Consider the following 24,459-nt stretch of genomic DNA (forward strand, 5'->3'; position numbering starts at 1 on the left):
AGAGGTGAAACTCAATGCCAAAGAAAAAATCACCAGGTACATTAGCGGAAAATCGTAAAGCGAGACATGATTACAATATTGAAGATACGATTGAAGCGGGCATTGTGTTGCAAGGGACAGAGATTAAATCTATTCGTCGTGGTAGTGCAAACCTTAAAGATAGTTATGCGCAAGTCAATCGTGGCGAAATGTTTCTAAACAACATGCATATTGCACCATATGAAGAAGGGAATCGCTTTAACCATGATCCACGACGTTCACGTAAGCTATTATTGCATAAACGTGAAATCGCAAAACTCGGTGAACGTACGCGTGAAGTAGGTTATTCAATCATTCCTTTGAAGCTGTATCTTAAACACGGACACTGCAAAGTCTTACTTGGCGTGGCACGCGGTAAGAAAAAATACGATAAACGTCAAGCACTGAAAGAAAAAGCAGTTCAACGTGATGTAGCTAGAGAGATGAAAGCCCGCTATTAAGCGGATATATTGCCAAAGGTCTCAATCTTTGGTAATATTGTATGTGCTTTCTGAAAAAACTCTGTGATGTTAGAGTGACCAGAAAGTACATTTAATATTATTCAGGGGGCGTTTTTGGATTCGACAGGGGTTCCATGAGCTAGTTAAGCGTGTCGGAGGGTTGTCTCCGTCACCAACACACACAGTTATAATAACTGGCAAAGAAAACAATAATTTCGCAGTAGCTGCGTAATAGCACTCTGCATCGCCTAACAGCATCTCCTATGTGCTGTTAATGCGATTCAACCTTTAGTAGGATACGCTAGGCACTGCCGTTTGAAGTCTGCCTAGAAGAGATGAATCAAACTAGCATAATGACGGATGTCTATCACCTCCCATTATGCGAATTCCAATGATAGACTACGCACGTAGAAGTGCTAGTATCAGAACCTCTGGACGCGGGTTCGAATCCCGCCGTCTCCACTATAGAGCTCTTAGCCATTGCGGTTGAGGGCTTTTTATTTTTGGTGCCCCAATATTGCCCCAGTTTTGCCCCGGCACATAAAAAACGCCGTGCAAAATTTGCACAGCGTCATAAATATTTTATTATTTCTTTTTGAGTAGAAGGGTACAAATGACCATAACGTGATGTAACTTCTTCTGTAGAAGAATGACCTAATCGTTGCGCTATTATCATTGGACTAGCACCATGATTGACTAACATAGATGCGTGAGAATGCCTTAGCTCATGTATTACAATACGAGGGAATGTTTCGCCATCTGGTAATTCATCATCTAGTTTTTTTAGTGCATTATTAAACCATCTATCAATTGTACCTTCACTAAATGCTTTGAAAAATGTGCCAAATAGTACATAACTAGATTTGTAAATGTTATTATCTTTATACCAATTTAAATATTCTTGTAAGTCGTCCATCATGTGAATTGGCAAGTATATATCACGGATGGACGCTTTCGTTTTAGGGGCTGTCACGATACCGTGATAGTCCGTTTTATTTATATGGATAAATTCATCATCAAAATTTATATTGTCCCATGTGAGCGCTCTAATTTCGCCCTTACGTGCACCACTGTAGAATAACAATTTGAAGAATAATTTTTGTTGGATTGTAAATAATGCATCGTAGAATTTATTGAATTGTTCTAATGTCCAATAATTTAAACGTTTCTGTGTCTCAATTTCAAAGTTACCTACTAATGATGCAACATTTTGCTTTAGATCATGATACTTCATAGCATGGTTAAGTATAGATACAAGAAACACATGCATCTTTTTCAAATATTCTCCTGAACGTCCTTCTTTCATTTTCTTGTTTTGAAACTTCATCACATCTTGTGTGGTCATGTTAAAAACGTCCATTGATTTAAAATAGGGTACTAGATGATTATTCGCATGTGTTTTAAGTGATTTTAAACTAGATGCCTTACGACGTGCAGAATACCACTCGGTATATTCTTGAACCAACTTGTCGAATGGTAATTGATTAATCTTGCCAATACCTTCTATTTCGTCCATATAAGCGTTACATGCCTTCACAGCTTCCTTACGTTGCTTATATCCGGTACGTTTAATCTCTTTACGTTCTCCAGTTTTCTCATAGTATTTGATACGGAAATAATATGTACCACGTTTAGCATCTTTATAGATATTGTGGGAAAGTTTTAGGTTGTGTTGCATAGTGTGTCACCTACTAAATATTATTCATCATACTTTTGAATATCTCGTAATGTTTTATATAGATTTTTTTCAATAAATTTAATTAAATCAAATGAAATGTTTTGAGATTTTAAAATACTAATATTTTGTTTTATAAAAGATGAAAGGTTTTCTGAAATAAAATTAACAGCATCATCGTTATTAAAATCCTCATATTTATTTAAGACATCATAGTTATATATTTGCTTTCTGAGAACTCTATAAATATCATCGTCTCCTATAATATAAATATTATCACCAACATTTAATAATTTAGAAAAATCATTTAAATCTTTAGTAACGTTATTAATTATTTTGATTTTAGCTTCTTCATCGAAAAGATGCTTGTACTTTGGGTCGATATCTGTTTCGCTTTTTAATTTTTCAATTGCTTTTAAAACTCTTTCGCTAGTTTCATATAAAATGTAATCAATAGGTATATTAAATTCTTTGCTAATTCTAAGTAAATAATCATCTTTTGGATAATTTCGTCCATTTTCCCAATTACTTAAGGCTGAAACCGTTGAGTTTATTGTCTTCGCAAAATTAAATTGATCTAATCCGTTAACTATTCTTATTTGCTTGATAATATTACCTACACTTTCTTGACTTCTCACTTTGAACACTCCTTTGTATAAACTATAATAACCCAATTACAGAAATTACACAAAAATATTTGACATATAAACAACGTTTAGGGTATATTATGTATATAAATTACAGAAATTACAGAAAGGTGGTGTGGGAATGACTAATTTAGTTAAAGGATACAGATGTGCTATAGGATTATCTCAAAAAGAAATGGCGTCTAAAATAGATGTATCTATAAATACTTATGCAGAAAAAGAAAATGGCAAGCGAGATTTTACAAGATTAGAAATGAAAAGATATAAATGTGTTTTAGATGAATATGATGTTTCAGTTGATATAGCAGAAATTTTTTATCCTCAATTACAGAAATTACAGATAACATAAAGGAGGTATAACCAATGATTAAACAAATTTTCGATGATAAAGAAATACGGTTCGTTGAACGAGACGAAGAATATTGGGCAGTAGCTGGCGATGTTGCGAAAATTTTAGATTTTAGAGATGCACATACTGCTACTAGAGTATTACCAAATCATGTAAAGGATACTCAAAAAGTGTGTACCCTTGGCGGTGAACAAGAAGTAACTATTATTAACGAAAAAGGTATTTACAGACTCGTAATGAGATCTAATAAACCTAAAGCTTTAGATTTTCAAGATTGGATTTGCGATGTACTTATTGATTTACGACAAGCAACTGGTCTTAAAGAATATGAAGCATTTCGTATGTTGGACAGACTAAAGCAAAAAGAAGCAATGGCAATTATCCAAAGAGCTCATAACTCAGATAAACCAATTAATTATATTAAACCTAATACTATAGCAAATAAAGCAGTATCTACTGCATTTGGTTATAAAAAAATGATAGGCAAAGATGAAATGACACCAGAGATGTTAGAAGTTCGACAAGTAATCCTTGATGATGTAGTGAAACTTACAGAAACAAAACAACAATTTAATTTGGATATTAAAGTAAGTAAAAGTATTTATGACAAGTATGGGGTGACATAATGAAAAATTTAGCATATCCATTATTATATGTAGCAAGAAAAGAACATGGACATACTCAGGCTATTGTTGCAAAAAAGTTAGGTATCTCAAAAGAAAGATATTCTTTGAAAGAGCTTAACAAAGCAAATTTCACATTGCCAGAAGCTAAAATTTTATCTGAATTGTATGAAATGCCTATAGACCAACTTTTTAGCAGTTCAATCACAGTAGGACAATAGGAGGGTATCAATTTGAAAAACTATGTAATTTACATGTTACTACTAATAATAACCACATTATTTATTGGCGTATTAACAGACATTTTTGTCGCATTTGCATTTTACGGAATTATGGCAGTATCAGGATTTACATTTAAAAATTTGGGGGTTAAGTAAATGAAGATTAAACAAAAGTACCAATTATCAAAAATAGTGAAGGTATTAGAGAAGGTGCTAGATGAAAAAGATAAAGAAGTATTTTTATCGGCTAAAGATAGATTTCATTCAATTACTTATTATCGTTATAACGATACAGCATTTTATGAACATATTTTAAAGTTAGTCCATAAAGAGTTATTTAACATCGTTAGCTGCTTGAAATTGAACACTGAAGAATATGAAATTATCAACGAAGTAGTTAATACACTACACGATGTTATGAATGAGAAGCAAGAAACATATAGTTACAGCGTTATTGATGAAAAAGGTACATCAGATTATACGACTGATCGCGAAGGACACATTGTCGGAATCTTAGAATGGACGATAGATTACATTGTAGGAAATATTGAAGTGGAGGAGACGGAATAATGGATCTAAGACTAAATGATTTATTTTGTGAAATTGAAGTGATTAAAGAAAAACTAGAGGACTTGAAAAGTACGCATAGTTGGTTTATTGCAGATTCTTTTTGTTATAACTCTTTGACGACAATGGAAGAGGTAACCCGATATGGACGTGCCTATGACGAACATCGTATTCACTGTGAGCAGTTACATGACTTAATGCATATGTACACTGAAGAGCTTGATAAGAAGATTAATCAATTCCACGAAATAGAAAAAGCGTCCCGTGAGAACTTTGGCGAGGAATCACGAAACGCATAACAGAAATGTTTAAGAAACTTTTTGTATTTTTAATTATAGCAAATACAACGAAAAGTATCTACAAATTATATAGAAAAGGGGGCTTTATGTGGCTATAAAAACCAAAGATTCAATTATAGAATTGAATGAACTAGAAATACCAGACGAATTAAAACAACTATCTAAATGGGTGTTATGGCGTGCTGAATGGCTACCCAAACAACAAGTATATAGCAAAGTTCCATATAGTAAAGATGGTTGTAGAGCGAGTTCAACTAAGCAAGAAACATGGCATAGCTTTGAAGATACGTTAATGCTGTGTGATGTGGACGAACAATATAGTGGTATAGGTTTTGTTCTTAGTAAAGATGATGATTACGTATGTTTAGATATAGATAACGCAGTCAATCCAGATACAGGACAATTAGAAACAGATTTAGCATTAGAAATGACTGAATTAACTTATTGTGAGCTATCACCTAGTGGCACAGGATTACATTGTTTCTTTAAAGGTACATTACCAGATGAACGTAAAAAGAAACGTACTGATTTAGATATAGAACTATACGATACAGGTCGTTTTATGACTGTGACAGGTCACTCAAGGGGACAAAGTGAAATATGTGAGAATCAACAAGTTTTAAATAATATTGTTGAACGCTATTTTAAGTTAGATCAGCAAGAAGAAATAATCACATATGACTCTAATCATGAAAATAATTTATCTGATAATGAAGTTATAAATATCATGTTGAAATCAAAACAAAAAGATAAAATAAGAGACTTGTTACAAGGCGATTATGAGAATTACTTTGAAAGTCCAAGTGAAGCAGTGCAAAGTTTACTACACTATTTAGCTTTTTACACTGGTAAAGATAAACAGCAAATGGAACGTATCTTCTTAGATTATAGCAACTTAACTGATAAATGGGAAAGTAAGCGTGGCAATTCAACGTGGGGTCAGTTAGAACTATATAAAGCGATAAAAAACCAAAATTCTGTATATGAGAAACCTATTAATGAGTTCGATGTGATCTTGAATGATGCACAAAGTGTTAAAGACTTATTAAATACTCTAGGCAAAGAAGAACGTATATATATGGAACAACTGTGGATTGAGAATGACAAAAAAGGACGTAAGCCAACAACAATCAGTACCAATAGATGTGCATATTTATTAAATGAGCATTTAACTTTTATACTTTTTGATTCTGAAGAGAATACCAAATTGGCTATGTATCAAGTGCAAGAAGGTATATACACACAGAATACGACAATTATTAAACGTGTTATTTCATATTTAGAGCCCAAGCACAATAACAATAAAGCTGATGAAGTTATTTATCATTTAATTAATATGGTAGATGTTAAGGAAAAAACTAATTCGCCATATTTGATACCAGTTAAAAATGGAGTGTTTAACCGTAAAACGAAACAACTAGAATCATTTACACCAGATTATGTATTTACGACTAAAATATCTACTAACTATAATCCGAATGTTGTCAGACCTAATTTGAATGGATGGGATTTTGACCATTGGCTATATGAAATTGCGTGTGCTGATAAAGAAATAGTGACTTTATTGTGGGAAGTTATCAATGACTCAATGAATGGCAACTATACTCGTAAGAAAGCTATTTTCTTTGTTGGTGATGGAAATAATGGTAAAGGCACATTTCAAGAATTGATATCAAATTTGGTAGGATATAAAAATGTTGCTAGCTTAAAAGTAAACGAATTTGACCATGAATTTAAATTGAGTGTGCTTGAAGGTAAAGCAGTTGTAATTGGTGATGATGTACCGGTAGGAATTAATATCGAAGATTCATCAAACTTTAAGAGTGTTGTTACTGGTGATTCAGTTTTGGTAAATGTAAAAAATAAACAACCTTATAGAACAGAATTTCGTTGTACCGTTATTCAATCAACAAATGGTATGCCTAAGTTCACAGATAAAACAGGTGGGACAAACAGAAGATTATTAATCGTTCCATTCAATGCTGATTTTAATGATTCAAATGAAAATGTAAATATAAAAGAAAAATATCTTAAAGATAAGCAAGTCCTTGAATATGTCTTGTATAAAGCGATTAATTTAGAATTTGATAAGTTTACAATTCCTCAAATATCTAAAGAAATGCTAGAAATATACAAACAAGATAATGATTCAGTGTATGATTTCAAAATTGAAGAATTTGATCAATGGAATATTCAAAAAGTACCTAAGAAAGTTGTTTACTACAGGTATAGAGCATTCTGTGAAGAAAATGGATATATGGGAAAAATGTCTGATAGAACATTTTATAGACGATTTGAGAAGTATTTAGGTAGAGAATGGAACACTGAAGCGAAATGTAGATATTCAAGTATAGATGAATTAGAAGATATCGTAGGATATTTTAATAGAGCATTAATGCCCTTTGGACAACAGCATAGATCATATAAAAATGAAAATTTAAAAATAGTGTGACTGAGTGACTGAAGTGAGACTGGAATTTTTAAGTTCAGTCACACTTATAAAGGCCATTGTTACAGGGTTTTTACCACAAATGTGACTGAGAGACTAGAAATTTTAAAAATACTTTATAAAAAACTAATAGATGATAATTAAGCTAGTGTATATAAATAAGTAATTTGTGAAAATTCCAGTCACTCAGTCAAAAATTTAGTTTAACCATTGATAACACTGTGTTTATTGTGTGACTAAAGTGTTTTGTTTCAGTCACTATTTTGATTATTTCAGTCACAACGAATACAGGAGGTCAATATATGAATAAAGACAAAATTAAGCAAAAAGTATTGGAATATATCAGGAAAAATGCTGGAACGTCATTTGTGGAAATTGAACAAGTTTTTGAAGATAACCATTTTAACTATAAGGGAAACGGGTCATATAGCAGTGGTCAACATCAAAACGTTATATTTTGGATGGGTTGGAATCAAAAAGCCTTCAATATATTAGCAGAATTAAAACACGATGGATTAATAAGTATGGACATATGTGAGCCATTTGTGTATTTGGTAGATGGTAAATCATTAACATTACCAGTCATGACAAAGCCATCAGATGCCAGAAATGATTGTTGGTTGCCAGTTACTTTCAATGCCATAGCAAAAGTTACAACTTAGTTTAAACATTATATAGATATTAGCGATTTATTATATCTATCAAAGGGGTGGACTTATGGATTTCCAAAGACTAGCTAAACAAGTAATTATTAGATTGCCAACGAATATAGAAAAGTTAGAGGAAGATGAATTAAATAAAATTGTAGGAGCTTATGTTACTACTCACGAAGATTTTATTGAATTAAAGAAATGGATTAGATATTTGATTAATGATAAAGCAGTGTCTTTTAGTAATAGAACAATTACTTACGCAGAATTTTTAAATGGCAGACAAAGACATTAAAGATTATAAATATTAGAAGGAGAATTAAAAGTAATGAATAACAGATCTATTCATCACTTATTTAAATACGATACCAGAAAAGAATTGATGGATAAATATGAAGTATTAAAATCAAAATTTTTTATGCACAACATTCGATTCTTTGTTGAGGTAGACAATGATGGAAATAAAAAATATGTGTTATCTGTAAATACTAAAAATAAAATTGGAGATGATATTGATGAAACATTTTAAAGAACAATTTGCTTATCGTTTGTCAGAGTTTGATGATAATCATATTGAAGGATATGCACAAAGGTATCAGGCAGATATAGTACATGATAGCCATAAGATAGAACAAGCATTAAAGCAATTAAGTATTAGTGAGACAGAACTATTAACAGCAGAACAAATTAATCAAAAAATATTAGGAGTGTTAGATATGAAACAAATGAATCAATCAGGTACTACTTATGTAGGTACATTAACAAAGCAATTAGTGAATAGTGAAAGTAACTTTAATATTCAAGAGTTACCAACAGCAAGACGAGAAGTGCTTAAAGAACTATTAACATATAAGTTACCTAATACCTTACGTGATGTAATAACTATTACAGATGACGAACATGTGGAGACGATACCATCACTAACATATATTAAAGATAAGTTATCAACTAATGGCATTGAGTTGAGTCTGAACGGAAATAGTGAGCACTTTGATAAACGTGAGGGACATATCTATACAGAAGTATCTGATACAGTCGTACATGCTTCTGATAGAACATTAGATGAGTTACTTAAAGAGATCTTTACCAATGAGTGTGTGGCATATGAAACTACATTACTATTAGATAAGAACAATGCAAGTGGATTAATAGATGAGCAGAATAAAGACTTATCTTTATATAACCAAGATATCAAAGAAGTAAAAGGTAAGACAGTATATGAAAGTATTAAGCAAGCAGTCAAAGATATACCTCAATCATTCAGACGTAATGTGTCAGTAGTAATGAACACAGAGCATCATGATAAGTTAATACAAGAGTTAGCTCAGATGGGATTAGGTGCACTTGCTGGGGATTTAAACAAGTTATTTAATATCACAAATATTGTTGTTACAGATGATGCACAAGATATTTTAGTTGGAGATTTTGGACACGGTATATATGCGAAGTATGAAGCAATTATGTATAACAAGAAAAAACAAGCAATGAGAGGCGTTTATCAATTTGCTTTGAACTATGTGTTTGATATAAAAATTGTCCCAGAGTTATTACGAATCGCTAAAATTTAAATAAAAAAATTATACAATATTTTTTATGCCCCCTACCCATCGTCCAAAAAGATTTTTCTGCGGGAACCGGCGGGGGGCAATCGCTCGCAACACGAATAAAAATTTCATGAAAGGGGGGGTAACTTATTTTGCCCCCTTTTTTTAGTCATTATGAGCGTTAAATTCAATGAATAAAGGTGTGGTTATTTGGTATCAGACTTTGAAAGTAATGATAAAATCACTGAAATAGAGCTTTTAATGCATTATAATCCAAAAGTAATAAATAGAAAGATAAAGGCGATGCAATCACAAATTAACAGCTTATATCACTTGAATATGAGCCATGTGATTACCAATGAGAACGATATGTTGGTGTCTGTATCATATCCATTAGACAAACTAGTAATTCATATTATAGATGAGAAAGAAAAATTAGATTATTATACAAAAACAGCACATGAAAGATTGCATTTACTAAAAAATATTATTAAAAATTATACGAAACATGAACAAAATGAAGTGATGAAGTATATGTTAAGTAGTGGTAAAGCGAGAAATCAAAGCGTTATAGAACGATTAAAGGAAGATATTTATCAAATTGAGAATACTGAACGACAAGAGAGACAAAATAAACGTATAGAATTACATCAGAAAACCTTTGATAAACATTTAGAACAAGTGAAGAATGATTTATCTATGAATAGAAAGGTTTTAGTGATACCGTGAATTCACTATTAAACGATTAACAAATGGGATTGATTGGATATGAAACAATTCAATAAAAGAGAGATCAAAGCATTTTTAATGGAATATCAAGAGAAAAATGATGAACACACGATAATGGAAGAGACTAATATTGATAATTTCTTTCATGTACAAGGTGATGAAGACACAGAAATTGAAACTGTTGATGACACAATATATTTTAATGAGGTAGAAACACTAATAGAAACTATTGCGTCAGATAAGGAATACAGTATATTTTGGTTAATTAGTGAAGGACATTCATATAAAAAGGTCGGAGAATTATTTGAAGTTACAGAAGGAAGAATTAGACAAATATTTGATGAACTATTAAAAAAGCTACCGTAATTGGTAGCTTTTTGTTGATTGTCATGTCATTTATACTTACTACTTTGTAAGGGAGTTAGTTATGAAAAGATAGGAAGTATATTTGATGTGTAGGCACAACGAGTTAGGCAGGTGTTTAATGCATTGTTGGATAAGTTGGTGTAGATGAATTCTTAATTCAAGAATATAAGTGCTTGTTCTATTTTGGGGAAAATAATTGAAATATGTTCTAATTTGAATTGTCTTAATATATAATTAAGAAAAAAGCACTGGTGATAAGATGGAATACAAACTAGACTTACCTGAGACTTGCCCTCCAAAGCAAGCAACAACGGCTAATTTAAGATCTGTATATAGGTTGATTGATGGAGACATAATTACCGAGCATGACTTAATTAGTCATGTGGAAGAAGGGAAGAACTTTCCTCCCACAAAGTTATGTGAAGCACATGCAGTATCTTTTTTTCAAGATTTTAAAACTTGTGAAATTTTAAAAAGAAAGTTTAAAAATTTAAGAAATAAAACTATTTATGAAGGCCAAATAACGAAAGAATGTGGGGTAATGGATTTATTTTTAAATGAGAGTCATATAAATTTGTGGGTGTATAAAGATGTGAATTTATTATCAATTTTTAAGGGAGAGTGAAGGTTATGGAAATCAATTATGATGAACTTTTAAATTTTAACTACGAGTATATCTTTGATTTTTATGACATGCCTTTATTTTTCATTTTAAGCGATAAAAATAATAAATTATACCTTAATTATATGATTGATGAAGTAAACAATAATGAAATGAAATGGTTTTTTGCTCATATATCAAGAATTGAATTAAATGATTTGATAAACAGAAATATTGGGGTTAAAAAATTTTTAATAAAACTAATAAAAATGGAACGTATGAAATATTTGTATATCAATAATGAAAATAAGTCTTTGTTTTTTGAAAGCATCAATGAAATAGAAACTGATGAATTACCATTACATGAGTTTTTTGTAGAATATGATTATCTAAGTAAAAAAGAAATAGAATATACACAGAGTTTTAATGTAACTAGTAATGAATTTGATTTGATTTTAAGAGATCAAGAAAATTCACATTTAGTTGAAGTAAATACATTAACTAAGACATTAGAGTGTTTTCAAAATTTATTTAAAGCCGTAAGTAAAGGTATTACAAATTTAAAAGTAGAGGCAATCTATCCTTCTTCATTTGGTATGAGATTAGTGGGAGAAGATGATTTATTTGAAACTTCAAAACGAACATTAGCAAACATTTTTTTAATGCTAAATAATATTAAAGACAAAAATTCAACAGATATAAAAGATAATTTATTTATAGATGATTTATATGATTTGTCGGCTTTAAATAAAGTTAGTGAATTAGCTAAAAATATGGAAAAGTATAATATATCATTAGAATTAAAAGCTAAAGATAATCCGGAATCTGTGTTTAATATACAAAAGTCTGAAATAAGTAAATTTAAAAATATCGATGATCTAATTGATGATTTAAATCCTATTGAAGAGAACTTAATAGAGGTGAGAGGTATGTTAAATTCAATTAATATGAATCGAAACTACTTTTCAATTATAGATTACGACCAAATAATCTATAGTGGTAAATTAGAAAAAGGCTTAAAAAATAATTTGAATGATAGTCAATTTATTATTCCGGCTGAGATAACAGCAGAATTAGTGGAGAAAAAGAAATATAATTATGATAAAGAGGCATATGATATAAAATATGAAATGAAATCATATAGACAAAAAAAGATGATATCTAATGAAGATTTAACTTGAATTTTGTAAGTATAATATTTATTTTACTGTGATAATGACAGTAAAATATCAATAATTACAGGGTAGACACTTATGTGCTTGCCCCTATTTTTTATGGTACATTTAACTTGTGAACAATAAAATTCTAATAATGTTAAAAGGAAGTACTTGTTTGAAAATCAAACCAGAATTAGATAAAGGGTATTTCATAGCAACAATATTAAATGTTTTCTTTTTACTTGGACTTATTTTTATAATGAAAACGGAGAATTTATTTATACTAATTCCTTATGTAATTATTATGTGCATAAATGCAGGTTATTTAGTTGCTAAGGCGATGAAAATTAAAAATAATGAGTCTGATAATAAAGATAAATTGAAATGAATTTTTCGTACACTGGCCATATCTAACCACCCACACATGTCACTGGGTGGTTGTTTTTTATAAAGAGTGTTTATCATTAGTTTATGGTAAGAAAATTGGGGTATATAATTATCAAGCGACGTGGAACGCTTAACAAAGTGTAATAAATTAGCCTATCTGATTAGATAGGCTGTTTTTTTTATTTATTTAAAAACTCATTGAGTAGTGGATTATTATTTTCTTTTTCAACAACTACTGATAGATCTTCGGTTACATCGTCTTTTATATCTATTACTTTTTCTTCGATTAAACTTTCAACTCGATTAGCTACTTCTTTTGTATTCCAACCTATTTTTTCAATTTCTTTTTTGTAATCCATATGTATTCTCCTTGATTGTCTTAATTTATCTAACGATTAATTATAATTGATTATAAGAAGAATAGATATTAAATTGATTTATAAGAACAAGTGTTCTATTATATTCATGAGGTGATTATATGAAACCAAATTTAGATTGGGATAAAAATTTTCAAGAATTTCAAGAGATATTAAATTCTGGTATTAATCCAGAGTGGTTATATAATGCAAAAGCGAACATGGTTTTAAATCCTGCGTACACAGGAGAAGGTAAACAATTTTTTTTCACAAAAGACATTATAAAAGCTAGTAAAATAATTCCATTTTTTTAAGAGTAACTAAAGGTGTATTAATATAAGAAACTATGTTATATTTAATCTCCTACTTCTGTCTCCTAAAAAATAAATAAAGGAGATTTAATATGATAAATATTATTTCAGCAATTGGATCACTTGGCACTTTTATTATGGCATTGTTTTATTTTGTATCTGTATCAGTTCAGTTATATCAAATGAAAATTAGTTTTATACCAGCTTTAGGGTTTAATCAAATTCTTTTAGAAAAAGATGAAAACCAAAATTTGAATTTAAAAAATACAACTTCAAACTCTAAGGAAAACGAAGATTATTTAAAATTATATAATCTTGGTGGTGGAGCTGCCAAAGAAATTACAATTGAGATTATCTTGAATAGTGAAGAAATTATTCAAAAAAAATATGTAAATATATTGCCTAGTCAAGAAGGATATATGTTACCCATCAACAAAAAAGTTTTTCAAGAATTAACGGATACAATTGAAAATAATGGTTATGAATCTAACATGGATATCCGACTATCATATAAACATAATGTAAGTCGTAAACAACAACAAATATATTTAAGAGGTCACATTGATAATTTTAATAGTTACAACGATAAAGAAATATATGAGTTACAATTCATGTGATGAGTATTTGAATAAAACTCACCTAAATAAATAGGTGGGTTTTTTATAGTTGTTTATGTTAGAATACTCTCTGAAATAAAAGGTATGAAATGATAAATATTAATAATGAAAGAAGATGTTAGTTTTATAATTCAATCTATAAACCACGTGACTTATTCAGTATCGGATATTAAGACATCTATTGCTTTCTATAAAGATATCTTAAAAGCTGAAATTTTAGTAGAGGGTAGCAAACAAAATAGCGTATTTCATATTAGGTGGTCAGTGGTTAGATTTAAACGAAGAAAAAATATACCGAGAAACGAAATTCAATACTCGTATATACATATGGCTTTTACAATAGATGAAAGTGAATTTGACGACTGGTATCAGTGGTTAAAAGATAACGATGTTTATATATTAGAAGAAAGTAATAGAGATGTAAGAGATAAACAATCAACATACTTCACTGATTCAGATGGTTACGAGTTAGAACTACATACTGGTACATTATAAGATAAATTAAACAATTATAAAAACATATGAAGATATTTTAGATAAATAACCACTCTGTCAGAGCGTCTGTATAGCGTCGAGAAATGATAAAGTAGTATCTTTATAGAAAGGTATGTATTCTTGTGTCAAAGTATTTTACATCGAATAAAGTAGGTCTATATTTGTTGGCAATCATAATTCTTTAACCTATAATATTTATAGTTTTTAATTTAGATAGATTTATAGTTTTAGAAATAACAACTCACAGTATTTTTATAATGATTGGATTAATTTGCATACACTTTAATTTTTATTTTCATAAAAACAAAAACCACCACAAGTAAATGTGATGGCTTATTAGAAATAAAATAGTGAGTGCGATTACATGTTAAGCAACAGTATACGAATTGCAAATAAAAAATTAAACAACAAATTGTCAATTGAAAAAGCTAAGCTGAATTATGCCAATGGAGAAACTATCAGCTGATGTTCATCCTAGTTAAAACTTAAAATAATGCAGATAATATATTGATTACAAATACCTCATTATTTTGCACTAATTTTTTTATTAGTACACTTAGTATAACATAAAGTTATTGTGAAAAATATTATTGATAACTTTTGGTTATGTATATAAGAGGAAGAATCGGGCATAGTTTAGTAACAAAAGATTCACTATAAAAGGAGATGTAACATGGAAATTTTATTTAGAATAATATACTCTGCAATATTAATAATTGCTGGAATTGGTCATTTTACCAAAGTTGAAAGTTTTAATAGAATTGTTCCAAATTTTTTATATTTTAAAACTTTTATTGTTAAATTTACAGGGATATTAGAAATTTTATTTGGTATATTTCTTTGGATTAAAAAAGGTCAATCTATCACAAGTAAACTATTGGCGGGATTTATGTTAGCTGTTTTTCCAGCAAATATAAAAATGGCAATTGAAGAAATACCAATTAAACCTAATACTAAACCAAATAAAGCACTACTTTGGTTAAGATTACCACTACAAATACCATTTATCATCGGTGCCTTAAAATTAGGTAGAAAGTAGTCATAATAGTAGAAATAAGTATTTCATGTATACGGGAATGAATACGTATATATTGCCCCAAAAATATGTTGTTTTTTCAATTTTAACATTTTACACTGAATTAGCAAGACAATGAAAACGTTGATATGACAATACTTATAGCGATTTTTAAATGTATAGATAAACGGTATAATGAACTCCCGCCGTCTCCATATATATGAAACTCTCAACCATTGCGGTTGGGAGTTTTTTTGTATGTTATTTTAGTGCTATTACTTTTAAAAGTTACTATAAAAAATGAATGTTTTAAAATATTGGTGTAATCACAAACATAAATCCTCATTCTTAAATAAGCTAACTAGATATTTTAGCAGCGCAACAATATGGATGATATAAATATAAAGTGAGAATAATTTTGTATATTTTTAAAAATATATAAAAATAAAGTTTTTATTTTAAAAAATAGGCTATTAATCAATAAAGATATTTTTATGAAGAGGAGAGATTATTATGTCAGAGTTTATATCAGCACTTGCAGGTGGTCTTATCGCTTTAATAGGAGTATGGTTGCAGTTTCGCAAAGAATATAGAGATAAAAGAGTAGATTATGAGAATGATATTAAGAGTATGATTGATTTAATTGTTTATAAAGTTGCGAGGATTAGAAATACAAAATTAGACCAAAATACTGCATTTTTGAATAAAGCATATACTTCAGAAATTTATTACGATATTGAACAAGACTTTAAGTCATTAGATAAGCAAATGCAAGATCTAATAACTAATATGAGTCATTTTGATAATGAGTCTAATAAATCTATTCAAGATTTACTGCAACGTTTTGAACCTTTAGAACAACGTTTCAATAAATTTAAAGTGGCTTACAAAATATATGAAGATAATTTCGAGGATGCTAACTTTGATAAAACGATAATTGTTAAATCAAAAGTTAATTTAGATAAAGAAGTATATGTTTTTACAGAAAAAATGAGGAATTTTGCGCGTAATAATTATAACCATACGATTTTTGAACCAAAACTTAGAAAATATGAAGAAATTAAAAAATCATAAATAACTATAAAACTAGAGAGAAGTAGTCATATAAGTGATTACTTCTCTCTTCTGTTAAATTAATTTGTTTTAGTGTTAAATAAACTAATACCTAAAAAGATAAATATGATACCAGTGATTTTGTTTAATATAGGTTCCACTAATTTGTTATTTCTAAGTTTTGATGTAAGGGCGCTTGAAAAGATTACTGTAATTAAATCCCAAATTGCACCAACTAATGTGAATATCACACCAAGTATTAGAAATGGAACGGGACCAAAGTGATTATCTGATGATATAAACTGAGGAACGAAAGAAATATAAAATAAGGCTACTTTTGGATTTGTCACATTTGTGATCATGCCTTGCATAAATAACTTACGGTTCGACACTTTATCAACTTTCACAATATCTAAACGTGAGGATTTACTTAGTAGCATTTGAATTCCCAAGAAAACAAGGTAAATTGCACCTATAATTTTAACAATTGTAAATAGCAGTACAGAAGTCTGTAATAGTGCTGAAAGTCCAATAGCGGCAAGTAATGTATGTACTAAACAGCCTGCAGAAATGCCAAGAACTGAATAGACACCGGCATTACGTCCTTGAGAGATGCTCCGACTCAATATGAACATTGTATCAATACCAGGGGTCACACAAATTATAATTGCAGTTATTAAAAATACTTGAAATGATACGATATCGAACATAAATTAGCCCCCTTATCAATGCGTTAAATTATATCATACTATAAAATTCGGAATATTTAAATAATAAACAAAGAATTATTTAATTAATAAAAAATAAGATTGGGAAGATGTGTGAATGTTCATTTTATATATGATTATTGCGATTATATTTGTAACGCTAATACTAGTTATACCAATAGGCGTTATCGCATCTTTAGTTTTAAATGAAAATGTGTTGGAGAAATAACGAGTTTTGGAAAAATAAGAATTGATTATAGAATGAATTCATAATTATTAAATTAAGATATAAAATAACGCCCCAAGCAAAGTTTTGGGGCGTTAACTATATTATAGAGTGAAATTTTGCGGACTTTGCTGATAATAATTTTCTATTTTATATGAAGTACCAATACCTATTCTTTTGTCTGTTAAAGTTATAATTCTCTAATTATTATATCCTTCACCTGGTACTACATCACCATGAGGATTGTAATTTTCATTTGGATCTAAAACAGGCACACCATTTTCGTCAACTTCACCAGTATAACCATATTTGTCATATTCAGGATCATAATGATAAGTGTGAACATCATTTGATTGTTGAGATTGTGCATTTTGTTGTTCTTGCGATTGTAATGGAGCTTGTGTACTAGGTTGCTCCTGAGACTGTACTGGTTCTTGTGTACTTTGTTGTTCTTGAGGTTGTACAGGCTGCTCTGTGCTTTGTTGTTCTTGTGTGTTTACAGGCTGTTCAGTACTTGTATTTTCATTTGTATTTTGTTCGTTACTATTCTCTTCATTAGATTTTTTGTCTTTCTTATCATCGTTAGATTTTTTGTTATCGTTAGACTTTTTATCTTTTTTCTCAGATGATTTAGTGTCTTTTTTATCATCTAAACGACTTTCCTCTTTATTGCCACATGCTGCTAATACTAAGAAGCTTGTTAATAATAAAATTAAAACTTTTTTCATTTGAACATCCCCTTAAATTAATTTTATAAGTTAATTGTACTATACCTAAAAAATAATTGGGCTATAATGACAAAATAAAAAAACTCAAACTTTATCTTTACAATAAAATTTGATGTAAGAGAAAATTATAAATATGTTAGAATATTCTGTGAACAATAAAAATTTAAATCTAAGGATGTGAATTATCATAGAATATAGATTAACAAATTTCCATTCACACTATTTGGACCAAATTAATGAATTAAATGAACAAGAAGGAAGGGGTAACCTTGTCGCAGATAAAGAAAACTATTTGAAAGCATTGGAAAATTCTATCACTATTGTTGCAGTTGATAACAATGATAATGTCCTAGGCTATATTAGAGCTTTAACAGATGGTTATGTAACTTTGTTTGTCTGTGAATTATTAATAATAAAACAGAAGAGAGGTGAGGGTATAGGTAAATTATTGATAAACGATTTACATATAAAATACCCTCATACAAGAATTGATTTATTAGCGACAAAACAATCTTCAACATTTTATGAAAAACAAAATTTCAGAACGTTTTATGGATATAGAAAAAATCTAAATATAAAGAACTAGGTTTATTTGAACCCATTAAATAAATTATTTTACTTAATCATTGAATTCAATATCATCATAGGCATTAGTCCAATGAAATGGTTGTAGCTCATTTAGTAACTTATACTCTGGTTGATCATTTTGAGTAGTTACAGCTACCTTGATTTGATTTCCCCAATATAAAAGTCTTTCTTGGCATGTACCACAAGGCGTTAGTATTTTGAATTTGCTATGCTCATCATCTCTAACAACGCATATCGAATGTGTAATAATATCTTGATATTTATGGGCTTCTAAAATGGCACCGGTTTCTATACATAAAGCACTCGATGCATTTATTATTTCAGGTGCTACTGAAGTATAAATGTTTCCAGACTTTGAATACATTACAGCTGCGCCACCCCACCCATGGGGATATCTTTTATTAATTAATGCTTTAGCAGAGTCAAAAAGTTTTTGTTCTATTTGCATATAAATCACTCCTTAAATTAGCTATATAAATGCATTTTACTAAACTTTAGAATAGCATTTAACTAAATATTAAGAGCGGAGGGTGTTAAATGATTGAATATGAATGGCTTCATTTAAATAGAGATGCTAGAGAAAAAGGTAAAGTGAAAGAGGTTTTACACCCTGATTTTAAAGAGTTTGGTAAGTCAGGCAAGGTATATGATAAAACAGATATAAGTGATATTAAATTAGATGGAGATGAGTATGAAATACATGAATTTCTAGAGTACAGTTTATCTGATGATTGTAAGCTTTGCACATATACACTAAGTAATATTACTAAAAATAGTGTTACAAATCGGAGTTCAATTTGGAAATATTATGAAAATGATTGGAAGTTATTGTTTCATCAAGGTACAGAGAAAGCAGTTTAATAATCTAAGTGAAAAAATTTTCATTAAATAATGTAATTTATTTTAAATTAAAGTGCAATGGAGTGGCAATTATGAGATCGGAGGCTGAAATGCTAAGTTATATCTTAGATATAGCGAAAGATAATGAAAATATTAAAGCGGTATGTATGAATGGTTCTAGGGCTGATAAAACTATTAAAAAAGATAAATACCAAGACTTTGATATTGTCTATATTGTCGAAAATATAGACATACAAGTTTCAAATTTGGAATGGATAAATCAATTCGGCAAAAGAATAATGACACAATATCCAGTATTAGAAGATTTATATCAATATACGTCCAAAGAAATATTTCCTATTTTAATGTTGTTCTACGACTTTAATAGAATTGACTTAACTATTATTTCAAAAAGCAATATAAAACAATTCTTACAGGAAGAAAAAATAACACAAGTATTACTAGATAAAGAGAGTTTGTTTTCATCACAAGATATTTATATAAATAAAAATTTTGATTTTGATATTCCATATCAAAAACTTTTCGATGAATGTGTCACAGAGTTTTATTGGATTTCAACAAATGTTATGAAAGGTTTATGGAGAGAGGAATTGATATATTCAATGACTCATTTAAATATAGTAAGAGAAATGCTATTTCTTATGTTGTCTTGGAAAATCAATTTAGAAGCTGGAAGCAGCATTGATTTAGGTAAGCATTATAAATATATAGTTAAACATTTAAACTCTTATGAATATAACTATATTCATTTGTCATATCCTAATCTGAATAAAAAAGAAATTGTTAACTCATTATATACTATGATAAAACTATTCGATGAAACTGCACTTAAAGTAAGTCATCAAAGTAATGTAAATTATACTGCTGATATGTATAATGAGGTGAAAAAATATATAGGTTATGTTGATACTATATAAAAAGATATCTTGGTTAATGTTTCTATATACTAATAAATTGGGTATGATGTAAATATCATAAACAAGGGAGTTTTATATAAAATGGAAAAATTAAACCAAGTAATGTTATATGTAGACGATCAAGCTAAAGCTGTTGAGTTTTGGAAAGATACAATGGGATTTGTTGTTATCTCTGAAGAAGAAATGGCTGAAGGGTTTAAAGCTGTAGAAGTAGCACCAAATGAATCAGTAGAAACGTCATTATCAATTATTGAAAAAGAGTTTATGAATAAATATAGTCCAGAAGTAAGTCTTGGCACGCCTTCATTAATGTTTAAAGAAAAAGATTTCGATGCATTATATGAAAAATTAAAAGAAAAAGGTTTAACTGGTCATGATATTGTAGAAATGTCTGGTTTACGTGTGTTCAATTTCCAAGATGGTCAAGGCAATTATTTTGCAGTAAGTGACTAATTTGTTCGAAATTTTAATAGTTTACTAAGATATAAAGAAACACTTTATTTGAGTTGCTTGAACTTAAATAAAGTGTTTTTTGTTATTCTTTAATTTCTAAAATATTAAGACCTTCAGAAGGTTGTGGTTCTTCAAAAAAACTACTTACATAATTGAATGTAGCTTCTGTATCAAAACCTGCTCTTTCAGGATTAGTTTGACGACGAATTTTTATTTGTTGTAAGCATGTTGCATCATCAATATTTAAATGAATGAGTTGATGATCGGCTTGAATTTCTGAAATAATATCTAAAAACCATTGTCTTTGATTGATTGTGTTTCCGGGAAAATCCATTACCACATCTACGCCAATTTTAAGTAATTGTTGTACATGTCTATGGATAAATGGTTTTATTCGAGAAGAGAAAGTTAAATAATCATCAAATGATTGAACATGATTTGGATAAAGCTGAGATAAAAGATCATCTTCGGATAGGAGTATTGCATTTTTTGATTCTGTAAGTGCTTTAGCTTTTGTCGATTTACCAGCGCCCATTTTACCAGCAAAACAATATAATGTGCCTTTTGTAGTCATAACATACCCTCCAACTTCGAATATTAAGTATAAGTTTAACACATACCGCACTATTTAAACTTTAGTTCATGTATAATATATGCAATATTATTTGTTGAAGAGGTGTGCTATGATTCAGACAATAATTACAGCTGCAATATTATATACTGCAACAGCTGTTGATTTACTAGTGATTTTATTAATATTTTTTGCCAAAGCATCTACGAAAAAGGAATATCGAAATATCTATATTGGACAATATTTAGGCTCACTTATATTAATTTTAGTAAGTTTATTTTTTGCATTCGTCTTACATTATGTTCCAGAAAAATGGATATTGGGCTTATTGGGGCTCATACCCATATATTTAGGAATTAAAGTAGCGATTTCTGGAGATTGTGAAGGGGAGGCGCGTGCTAAACGTGAATTAAATGAAAAAGGATTAACTAAACTCATAGGTATTGTAGCATTGGTGACAGTAGCAAGCTGTGGTGCAGATAATATTGGATTGTTTGTACCTTATTTCGTAACACTCAATTTAGTAGAAATAATTACGACGCTCATTGTTTTTGTCATTTTAATATTTATCTTAGTATTCACAGCTCAAAAACTATCGAATATATCAGGTGTTGGCGAAGTTATAGAAAAGTACAACCGTTGGATTATGGCAATTATTTATATTGGTTTAGGCATATTTATTGTAATTGAAAATGAGACTATTACAACTATTTTTGAGGTTTTATTCAAATAGAAATGCAGCATTTAAAATTAGAGTAAATATAGTTTCTTGATTTTTAATTCTGCTTTATTTTGAGGTTTAATATTTAAATGGAAAAAATTTCATGAAAAGATTGTTTTCTGAAAGGATTATTATGACTTATTTATATTTATTAATCGCAATTGTAACGGAGATTACTGGGACAGTTTCACTTAAATCATCAGCGGGATTTAGTAAACTATATCCTAGCATAGGCGCGATTGTTTCGTTTATTATATGTTTTTACTTTTTTAGTTTAGCTATGAAGGATTTACCATTAAGTCTACGTTATGCGACTTGGGCTGGATTAGGTTTGGTATTAAGTATAGTATTATCTGTAGTCATATTTAAAGAATCTTTGAATTTGATTGGTATTATTTCAATAATATTTATTACGTTGGGTATTGTTCTACTTAATACGGTAGGTACAACTAAATAATTTATATAACATAGTGCCTATTTTAATGAATAGGTGCTATTTTTATAATTGCAAAAAAAATAAACTAAACAATTATATTGAATAGTTTAAAATATCTGCCCAAGTCTATATTTAACTCAATGGATTCATAAGTATTATACTTTTTGTTTATCCAAATTAGTTGATATTAAAGTTAAGTAACGTTCTACGTTTGTAGAAGGTGTATCTTTTGGTAATGCGTGTGTGAAGATATGTCCTTTTATAGTTTCGACAGTATAACTAATATCAATCGAACCAATTTCATAATTAATAATTTTCATAAATATCCCCTCAATTTGCATTAATGTATTAATCGGCCGTGCTCAAGATATATTCCCATCATTTTAATATGTAAACTATATATCGGATAGAAATAATAAGATTTGTTTAATTGTACTATACATAAGTATGTTTGTAACTAAAAAGAGGGCAATATTTAATTTTTATTTACTATATCGACCATTAAAATCACAAAATATCGACAAAGCATTAAACTTTGCCGATAGGGTTATAATTTCTATTTACTATTAAGTGAATTAAAGCCATTTATTTTTTGAATTTATCAATAAAATTGTTCACTTTGTCTTTAGCATTTTCAGTTATTTCTTTAGCTTTTCCTGCATTTTTTTCGTCTTGGCCTTCTTTTTCTAATTCTTTGTTATCCATAACATTGCCCGCTGTTTCTTTTAAATTTCCTTTTACTTGATCGAATTTACTTTCATCTGCCATGTTATTCACCTCTAAAATTTATTTTTGAATTTTCTTATATACTTAATATACAAAGTTATAAAATTTAAGGCAATTAAAATACATAACTATTAAAATTTAAGGACAAGTTCTAAATTTTTAAGGTTATGGCAAAAGGAATGTTTCTGTAAAGGATTTTTAATGAACTCAACGTAAAGTGATTGGCAAATTATTATTTTTCCAACAATTGATTAAATAACTGATGATCTGTTTCACGAGAAAGATCTACGAAATAATCGGTTTGCCATTTTTGAGATTTTTTGGCTGTTTGGTTCAGCTCGGTTTCCCATGTAGGATAGACTCTTATTGCCATTTTGCCTTTTGAATGTTCGGTTTGTAATAACTTTCGTGCTTTTAGTGTAGATTTAGGAAAAATAAATAAACCTTTACGTTGGCCGTCGATAATAGATATGATGAGTTTGTCTGCGCACTCTTCATAAGTGAATGGTCGGTTTTTATTATTTTCATCTTTAGTCCAAAATACAACAAAATATCCTTTTTTGTTAGGTGTTTTTTTAGCGAGGCGACTTCTAAATGTTGTGTCATTTATTTGAAAATAGACACTTTCGTATTCTGAGTTATAAGTTTCGTATTTTACGTTTTTTAAGTCGCTTGTGTTTTGGCATTGTAAATTTGATTTTATAAATGCGAGTGATAGGCACATGATTGAGTCCTTTTAAAGTATTTTTTAATCTTATTCATTATAACATGCTTAATTTTTTGAAATGTGCAATTCGAATGAAACTAAAATTGTGTGTAAAGTAAAATAATGGGTATTTATCGTGTATACACGCAATAAAATTCCCACTATGTTTAAGCAAAATAATAAATTCGTTTAGTTTGTATTGAAAATAACTGACCTTTAAAATGAAAGG

37 protein-coding genes and 1 other RNA gene are annotated in these 24,459 nt (G+C 29.2%); 28 read left to right on the forward strand and 10 right to left on the reverse strand.

Annotation, left to right across the window (positions count from 1 at the left end; all coding sequences use genetic code 11):
* Positions 1-14: 14 nt before the first annotated feature.
* Together smpB and ssrA are read left to right on the forward strand one after the other, a co-directional pair.
* Entirely contained in the window at positions 15-479 is a 465-nt protein-coding gene (smpB, locus tag ACSULM_RS02300) for an SsrA-binding protein SmpB (protein WP_099090635.1), read from the forward strand.
* Between the two features lie 104 nt (positions 480-583).
* Positions 584-944, forward strand: a transfer-messenger RNA (tmRNA) gene (gene ssrA / locus ACSULM_RS02305).
* Positions 945-1,050: 106 nt separating this feature from the next.
* On the opposite strand, the gene ACSULM_RS02310 is transcribed toward ssrA, so the two are convergent.
* Both ACSULM_RS02310 and ACSULM_RS02315 read right to left on the reverse strand, forming a co-directional pair.
* Positions 1,051-2,157 carry a tyrosine-type recombinase/integrase gene (locus ACSULM_RS02310; protein ID WP_436860179.1) on the reverse strand — a complete coding sequence of 369 codons (1,107 nt, stop codon included), beginning with the start codon at positions 2,155-2,157 and terminating at the stop codon, positions 1,051-1,053.
* A gap of 20 nt (positions 2,158-2,177) precedes the next feature.
* The gene (locus ACSULM_RS02315) at positions 2,178-2,792 is read right to left on the reverse strand and encodes a helix-turn-helix domain-containing protein (protein ID WP_436860181.1); all 615 of its coding nucleotides are present in this window, start codon (positions 2,790-2,792) and stop codon (positions 2,178-2,180) included.
* Between the two features lie 130 nt (positions 2,793-2,922).
* Here ACSULM_RS02315 and ACSULM_RS02320 point away from each other — a divergent pair, with 130 nt between their 5' ends.
* The 15 genes from ACSULM_RS02320 (at position 2,923) to ACSULM_RS02390 (ending at position 12,744) form a co-directional block, all read left to right on the forward strand.
* On the forward strand, positions 2,923-3,150 hold the full coding sequence (locus ACSULM_RS02320; RefSeq protein ID WP_436860182.1) for a helix-turn-helix transcriptional regulator: 228 nt from the start codon (positions 2,923-2,925) through the stop codon (positions 3,148-3,150).
* 14 nt (positions 3,151-3,164) lie between these two features.
* The gene (locus ACSULM_RS02325) at positions 3,165-3,776 is read left to right on the forward strand and encodes a BRO-N domain-containing protein (protein WP_436860184.1); all 612 of its coding nucleotides are present in this window, start codon (positions 3,165-3,167) and stop codon (positions 3,774-3,776) included.
* Positions 3,776-3,994 (forward strand): helix-turn-helix transcriptional regulator, encoded by a 219-nt coding sequence (locus ACSULM_RS02330; protein WP_436860186.1) that lies wholly within the window; start codon positions 3,776-3,778, stop codon positions 3,992-3,994. Before ACSULM_RS02325 ends, ACSULM_RS02330 begins: the two co-directional genes overlap by 1 nt.
* A 156-nt stretch (positions 3,995-4,150) precedes the next feature.
* Positions 4,151-4,564, forward strand: coding sequence for a type II toxin-antitoxin system antitoxin, TscA family (locus tag ACSULM_RS02335; protein WP_436860188.1), 414 nt, complete (start codon positions 4,151-4,153; stop codon positions 4,562-4,564).
* On the forward strand, positions 4,564-4,860 hold the full coding sequence (gene tscT, locus ACSULM_RS02340; RefSeq protein ID WP_436860190.1) for a type II toxin-antitoxin system toxin TscT: 297 nt from the start codon (positions 4,564-4,566) through the stop codon (positions 4,858-4,860). Before ACSULM_RS02335 ends, tscT begins: the two co-directional genes overlap by 1 nt.
* Before the next feature lie 88 nt (positions 4,861-4,948).
* Positions 4,949-7,312 carry a phage/plasmid primase, P4 family gene (locus ACSULM_RS02345; protein WP_436860192.1) on the forward strand — a complete coding sequence of 788 codons (2,364 nt, stop codon included), beginning with the start codon at positions 4,949-4,951 and terminating at the stop codon, positions 7,310-7,312.
* 299 nt (positions 7,313-7,611) lie between these two features.
* Positions 7,612-7,971 (forward strand): pathogenicity island protein, encoded by a 360-nt coding sequence (locus tag ACSULM_RS02350; protein WP_436860193.1) that lies wholly within the window; start codon positions 7,612-7,614, stop codon positions 7,969-7,971.
* Between the two features lie 55 nt (positions 7,972-8,026).
* On the forward strand, positions 8,027-8,254 hold the full coding sequence (locus tag ACSULM_RS02355) for a hypothetical protein (protein WP_436860195.1): 228 nt from the start codon (positions 8,027-8,029) through the stop codon (positions 8,252-8,254).
* A 33-nt stretch (positions 8,255-8,287) separates the two neighbouring features.
* Positions 8,288-8,488, forward strand: a complete 201-nt coding sequence (locus ACSULM_RS02360; RefSeq protein ID WP_436860196.1) for a hypothetical protein — start codon at positions 8,288-8,290, stop codon at positions 8,486-8,488.
* Positions 8,475-9,527, forward strand: coding sequence for a phage capsid protein (locus ACSULM_RS02365; RefSeq protein WP_436860198.1), 1,053 nt, complete (start codon positions 8,475-8,477; stop codon positions 9,525-9,527). The genes ACSULM_RS02360 and ACSULM_RS02365 overlap by 14 nt, the downstream gene beginning before the upstream one ends.
* 186 nt (positions 9,528-9,713) lie before the next feature.
* A complete protein-coding gene (locus ACSULM_RS02370) occupies positions 9,714-10,232 on the forward strand; it encodes a pathogenicity island protein (protein WP_436860200.1) in 519 nt (172 codons plus the stop codon).
* 39 nt (positions 10,233-10,271) lie between these two features.
* Entirely contained in the window at positions 10,272-10,598 is a 327-nt protein-coding gene (locus ACSULM_RS02375) for a sigma-70 family RNA polymerase sigma factor (RefSeq protein ID WP_436860203.1), read from the forward strand.
* A gap of 259 nt (positions 10,599-10,857) precedes the next feature.
* Positions 10,858-11,223, forward strand: a complete 366-nt coding sequence (locus tag ACSULM_RS02380) for a hypothetical protein (RefSeq protein WP_436860204.1) — start codon at positions 10,858-10,860, stop codon at positions 11,221-11,223.
* Positions 11,224-11,228: 5 nt separating this feature from the next.
* Positions 11,229-12,380 (forward strand): hypothetical protein, encoded by a 1,152-nt coding sequence (locus ACSULM_RS02385; RefSeq protein WP_436860205.1) that lies wholly within the window; start codon positions 11,229-11,231, stop codon positions 12,378-12,380.
* Between the two features lie 130 nt (positions 12,381-12,510).
* Positions 12,511-12,744, forward strand: coding sequence for a hypothetical protein (locus tag ACSULM_RS02390; protein ID WP_436860208.1), 234 nt, complete (start codon positions 12,511-12,513; stop codon positions 12,742-12,744).
* 178 nt (positions 12,745-12,922) lie between these two features.
* On the opposite strand, the gene ACSULM_RS02395 is transcribed toward ACSULM_RS02390, so the two are convergent.
* Positions 12,923-13,102, reverse strand: a complete 180-nt coding sequence (locus ACSULM_RS02395) for a hypothetical protein (protein WP_436860209.1) — start codon at positions 13,100-13,102, stop codon at positions 12,923-12,925.
* Positions 13,103-13,221: 119 nt separating this feature from the next.
* On the opposite strand from ACSULM_RS02395, the gene ACSULM_RS02400 reads away from it, so the two are divergent.
* The 5 genes from ACSULM_RS02400 (at position 13,222) to ACSULM_RS02420 (ending at position 16,611) form a co-directional block, all read left to right on the forward strand.
* On the forward strand, positions 13,222-13,413 hold the full coding sequence (locus ACSULM_RS02400) for a hypothetical protein (protein ID WP_436860212.1): 192 nt from the start codon (positions 13,222-13,224) through the stop codon (positions 13,411-13,413).
* Between the two features lie 89 nt (positions 13,414-13,502).
* Positions 13,503-14,027 (forward strand): hypothetical protein, encoded by a 525-nt coding sequence (locus tag ACSULM_RS02405; protein WP_436860215.1) that lies wholly within the window; start codon positions 13,503-13,505, stop codon positions 14,025-14,027.
* A 105-nt stretch (positions 14,028-14,132) separates the two neighbouring features.
* Positions 14,133-14,522 (forward strand): VOC family protein, encoded by a 390-nt coding sequence (locus ACSULM_RS02410; protein WP_436860217.1) that lies wholly within the window; start codon positions 14,133-14,135, stop codon positions 14,520-14,522.
* A gap of 673 nt (positions 14,523-15,195) precedes the next feature.
* Positions 15,196-15,561: a DoxX family protein gene (locus ACSULM_RS02415; protein WP_436860220.1), complete on the forward strand. Its 366-nt coding sequence runs from the start codon at positions 15,196-15,198 to the stop codon at positions 15,559-15,561.
* A 489-nt stretch (positions 15,562-16,050) separates the two neighbouring features.
* The gene (locus ACSULM_RS02420; RefSeq protein WP_436860221.1) at positions 16,051-16,611 is read left to right on the forward strand and encodes a type I secretion system protein; all 561 of its coding nucleotides are present in this window, start codon (positions 16,051-16,053) and stop codon (positions 16,609-16,611) included.
* Positions 16,612-16,670: 59 nt separating this feature from the next.
* On the opposite strand, the gene ACSULM_RS02425 is transcribed toward ACSULM_RS02420, so the two are convergent.
* Together ACSULM_RS02425 and ACSULM_RS02430 are read right to left on the reverse strand one after the other, a co-directional pair.
* Positions 16,671-17,300 carry a LysE family translocator gene (locus ACSULM_RS02425; protein WP_436860224.1) on the reverse strand — a complete coding sequence of 210 codons (630 nt, stop codon included), beginning with the start codon at positions 17,298-17,300 and terminating at the stop codon, positions 16,671-16,673.
* A 423-nt stretch (positions 17,301-17,723) separates the two neighbouring features.
* Entirely contained in the window at positions 17,724-18,251 is a 528-nt protein-coding gene (locus tag ACSULM_RS02430) for a hypothetical protein (protein ID WP_436860226.1), read from the reverse strand.
* A 223-nt stretch (positions 18,252-18,474) separates the two neighbouring features.
* On the opposite strand from ACSULM_RS02430, the gene ACSULM_RS02435 reads away from it, so the two are divergent.
* Positions 18,475-18,837, forward strand: a complete 363-nt coding sequence (locus ACSULM_RS02435; RefSeq protein WP_436860229.1) for a GNAT family N-acetyltransferase — start codon at positions 18,475-18,477, stop codon at positions 18,835-18,837.
* A 33-nt stretch (positions 18,838-18,870) separates the two neighbouring features.
* Here ACSULM_RS02435 and ACSULM_RS02440 read toward each other — a convergent pair whose 3' ends face one another.
* Entirely contained in the window at positions 18,871-19,287 is a 417-nt protein-coding gene (locus tag ACSULM_RS02440) for a cytidine deaminase (RefSeq protein WP_436860231.1), read from the reverse strand.
* Between the two features lie 89 nt (positions 19,288-19,376).
* Here ACSULM_RS02440 and ACSULM_RS02445 point away from each other — a divergent pair, with 89 nt between their 5' ends.
* The 3 genes from ACSULM_RS02445 (at position 19,377) to ACSULM_RS02455 (ending at position 21,070) form a co-directional block, all read left to right on the forward strand.
* Positions 19,377-19,700 (forward strand): hypothetical protein, encoded by a 324-nt coding sequence (locus ACSULM_RS02445; protein ID WP_436860232.1) that lies wholly within the window; start codon positions 19,377-19,379, stop codon positions 19,698-19,700.
* A 71-nt stretch (positions 19,701-19,771) separates the two neighbouring features.
* Entirely contained in the window at positions 19,772-20,617 is an 846-nt protein-coding gene (locus ACSULM_RS02450; RefSeq protein ID WP_436860276.1) for an aminoglycoside 6-adenylyltransferase, read from the forward strand.
* An 81-nt stretch (positions 20,618-20,698) separates the two neighbouring features.
* Positions 20,699-21,070, forward strand: coding sequence for a VOC family protein (locus ACSULM_RS02455; RefSeq protein ID WP_069996154.1), 372 nt, complete (start codon positions 20,699-20,701; stop codon positions 21,068-21,070).
* 82 nt (positions 21,071-21,152) lie between these two features.
* Here ACSULM_RS02455 and ACSULM_RS02460 read toward each other — a convergent pair whose 3' ends face one another.
* Positions 21,153-21,644: an AAA family ATPase gene (locus ACSULM_RS02460; protein ID WP_436860234.1), complete on the reverse strand. Its 492-nt coding sequence runs from the start codon at positions 21,642-21,644 to the stop codon at positions 21,153-21,155.
* Positions 21,645-21,753: 109 nt separating this feature from the next.
* Here ACSULM_RS02460 and ACSULM_RS02465 point away from each other — a divergent pair, with 109 nt between their 5' ends.
* A complete protein-coding gene (locus ACSULM_RS02465) occupies positions 21,754-22,374 on the forward strand; it encodes a CadD family cadmium resistance transporter (protein WP_436860237.1) in 621 nt (206 codons plus the stop codon).
* A 121-nt stretch (positions 22,375-22,495) separates the two neighbouring features.
* Positions 22,496-22,819, forward strand: coding sequence for a DMT family transporter (locus tag ACSULM_RS02470; RefSeq protein ID WP_436860279.1), 324 nt, complete (start codon positions 22,496-22,498; stop codon positions 22,817-22,819).
* 134 nt (positions 22,820-22,953) lie between these two features.
* On the opposite strand, the gene ACSULM_RS02475 is transcribed toward ACSULM_RS02470, so the two are convergent.
* The 3 genes from ACSULM_RS02475 to ACSULM_RS02485 all read right to left on the reverse strand — a co-directional run bounded on the left by ACSULM_RS02475 (position 22,954) and on the right by ACSULM_RS02485 (position 24,248).
* Positions 22,954-23,118, reverse strand: coding sequence for a hypothetical protein (locus ACSULM_RS02475; protein WP_167351822.1), 165 nt, complete (start codon positions 23,116-23,118; stop codon positions 22,954-22,956).
* 265 nt (positions 23,119-23,383) lie between these two features.
* Entirely contained in the window at positions 23,384-23,566 is a 183-nt protein-coding gene (locus tag ACSULM_RS02480) for a CsbD family protein (protein ID WP_436860240.1), read from the reverse strand.
* Positions 23,567-23,756: 190 nt separating this feature from the next.
* Positions 23,757-24,248, reverse strand: coding sequence for a MepB family protein (locus tag ACSULM_RS02485; RefSeq protein WP_436860242.1), 492 nt, complete (start codon positions 24,246-24,248; stop codon positions 23,757-23,759).
* Positions 24,249-24,459 lie beyond the last annotated feature (211 nt).

The sequence above is a fragment of the Staphylococcus caeli genome (assembly GCF_051413795.1).
Classification (GTDB): domain Bacteria; phylum Bacillota; class Bacilli; order Staphylococcales; family Staphylococcaceae; genus Staphylococcus; species Staphylococcus caeli_A.

Coding starts and splice junctions, on each gene's coding strand:
- smpB (WP_099090635.1), top strand. CDS start 15: ATGCCAAAGAAAAAATCACCAGGTACATTAGCGGAAAATCGTAAAGCG.
- ACSULM_RS02310 (WP_436860179.1), bottom strand. CDS start 2,157: ATGCAACACAACCTAAAACTTTCCCACAATATCTATAAAGATGCTAAA.
- ACSULM_RS02320 (WP_436860182.1), top strand. CDS start 2,923: ATGACTAATTTAGTTAAAGGATACAGATGTGCTATAGGATTATCTCAA.
- ACSULM_RS02325 (WP_436860184.1), top strand. CDS start 3,165: ATGATTAAACAAATTTTCGATGATAAAGAAATACGGTTCGTTGAACGA.
- ACSULM_RS02330 (WP_436860186.1), top strand. CDS start 3,776: ATGAAAAATTTAGCATATCCATTATTATATGTAGCAAGAAAAGAACAT.
- ACSULM_RS02335 (WP_436860188.1), top strand. CDS start 4,151: ATGAAGATTAAACAAAAGTACCAATTATCAAAAATAGTGAAGGTATTA.
- tscT (WP_436860190.1), top strand. CDS start 4,564: ATGGATCTAAGACTAAATGATTTATTTTGTGAAATTGAAGTGATTAAA.
- ACSULM_RS02350 (WP_436860193.1), top strand. CDS start 7,612: ATGAATAAAGACAAAATTAAGCAAAAAGTATTGGAATATATCAGGAAA.
- ACSULM_RS02355 (WP_436860195.1), top strand. CDS start 8,027: ATGGATTTCCAAAGACTAGCTAAACAAGTAATTATTAGATTGCCAACG.
- ACSULM_RS02360 (WP_436860196.1), top strand. CDS start 8,288: ATGAATAACAGATCTATTCATCACTTATTTAAATACGATACCAGAAAA.
- ACSULM_RS02365 (WP_436860198.1), top strand. CDS start 8,475: ATGAAACATTTTAAAGAACAATTTGCTTATCGTTTGTCAGAGTTTGAT.
- ACSULM_RS02375 (WP_436860203.1), top strand. CDS start 10,272: ATGAAACAATTCAATAAAAGAGAGATCAAAGCATTTTTAATGGAATAT.
- ACSULM_RS02380 (WP_436860204.1), top strand. CDS start 10,858: ATGGAATACAAACTAGACTTACCTGAGACTTGCCCTCCAAAGCAAGCA.
- ACSULM_RS02385 (WP_436860205.1), top strand. CDS start 11,229: ATGGAAATCAATTATGATGAACTTTTAAATTTTAACTACGAGTATATC.
- ACSULM_RS02390 (WP_436860208.1), top strand. CDS start 12,511: ATGTTAAAAGGAAGTACTTGTTTGAAAATCAAACCAGAATTAGATAAA.
- ACSULM_RS02395 (WP_436860209.1), bottom strand. CDS start 13,102: ATGGATTACAAAAAAGAAATTGAAAAAATAGGTTGGAATACAAAAGAA.
- ACSULM_RS02400 (WP_436860212.1), top strand. CDS start 13,222: ATGAAACCAAATTTAGATTGGGATAAAAATTTTCAAGAATTTCAAGAG.
- ACSULM_RS02405 (WP_436860215.1), top strand. CDS start 13,503: ATGATAAATATTATTTCAGCAATTGGATCACTTGGCACTTTTATTATG.
- ACSULM_RS02410 (WP_436860217.1), top strand. CDS start 14,133: ATGAAAGAAGATGTTAGTTTTATAATTCAATCTATAAACCACGTGACT.
- ACSULM_RS02415 (WP_436860220.1), top strand. CDS start 15,196: ATGGAAATTTTATTTAGAATAATATACTCTGCAATATTAATAATTGCT.
- ACSULM_RS02420 (WP_436860221.1), top strand. CDS start 16,051: ATGTCAGAGTTTATATCAGCACTTGCAGGTGGTCTTATCGCTTTAATA.
- ACSULM_RS02425 (WP_436860224.1), bottom strand. CDS start 17,300: ATGTTCGATATCGTATCATTTCAAGTATTTTTAATAACTGCAATTATA.
- ACSULM_RS02430 (WP_436860226.1), bottom strand. CDS start 18,251: ATGAAAAAAGTTTTAATTTTATTATTAACAAGCTTCTTAGTATTAGCA.
- ACSULM_RS02440 (WP_436860231.1), bottom strand. CDS start 19,287: ATGCAAATAGAACAAAAACTTTTTGACTCTGCTAAAGCATTAATTAAT.
- ACSULM_RS02445 (WP_436860232.1), top strand. CDS start 19,377: ATGATTGAATATGAATGGCTTCATTTAAATAGAGATGCTAGAGAAAAA.
- ACSULM_RS02450 (WP_436860276.1), top strand. CDS start 19,772: ATGAGATCGGAGGCTGAAATGCTAAGTTATATCTTAGATATAGCGAAA.
- ACSULM_RS02455 (WP_069996154.1), top strand. CDS start 20,699: ATGGAAAAATTAAACCAAGTAATGTTATATGTAGACGATCAAGCTAAA.
- ACSULM_RS02460 (WP_436860234.1), bottom strand. CDS start 21,644: ATGACTACAAAAGGCACATTATATTGTTTTGCTGGTAAAATGGGCGCT.
- ACSULM_RS02465 (WP_436860237.1), top strand. CDS start 21,754: ATGATTCAGACAATAATTACAGCTGCAATATTATATACTGCAACAGCT.
- ACSULM_RS02470 (WP_436860279.1), top strand. CDS start 22,496: ATGACTTATTTATATTTATTAATCGCAATTGTAACGGAGATTACTGGG.
- ACSULM_RS02475 (WP_167351822.1), bottom strand. CDS start 23,118: ATGAAAATTATTAATTATGAAATTGGTTCGATTGATATTAGTTATACT.
- ACSULM_RS02480 (WP_436860240.1), bottom strand. CDS start 23,566: ATGGCAGATGAAAGTAAATTCGATCAAGTAAAAGGAAATTTAAAAGAA.
- ACSULM_RS02485 (WP_436860242.1), bottom strand. CDS start 24,248: ATGTGCCTATCACTCGCATTTATAAAATCAAATTTACAATGCCAAAAC.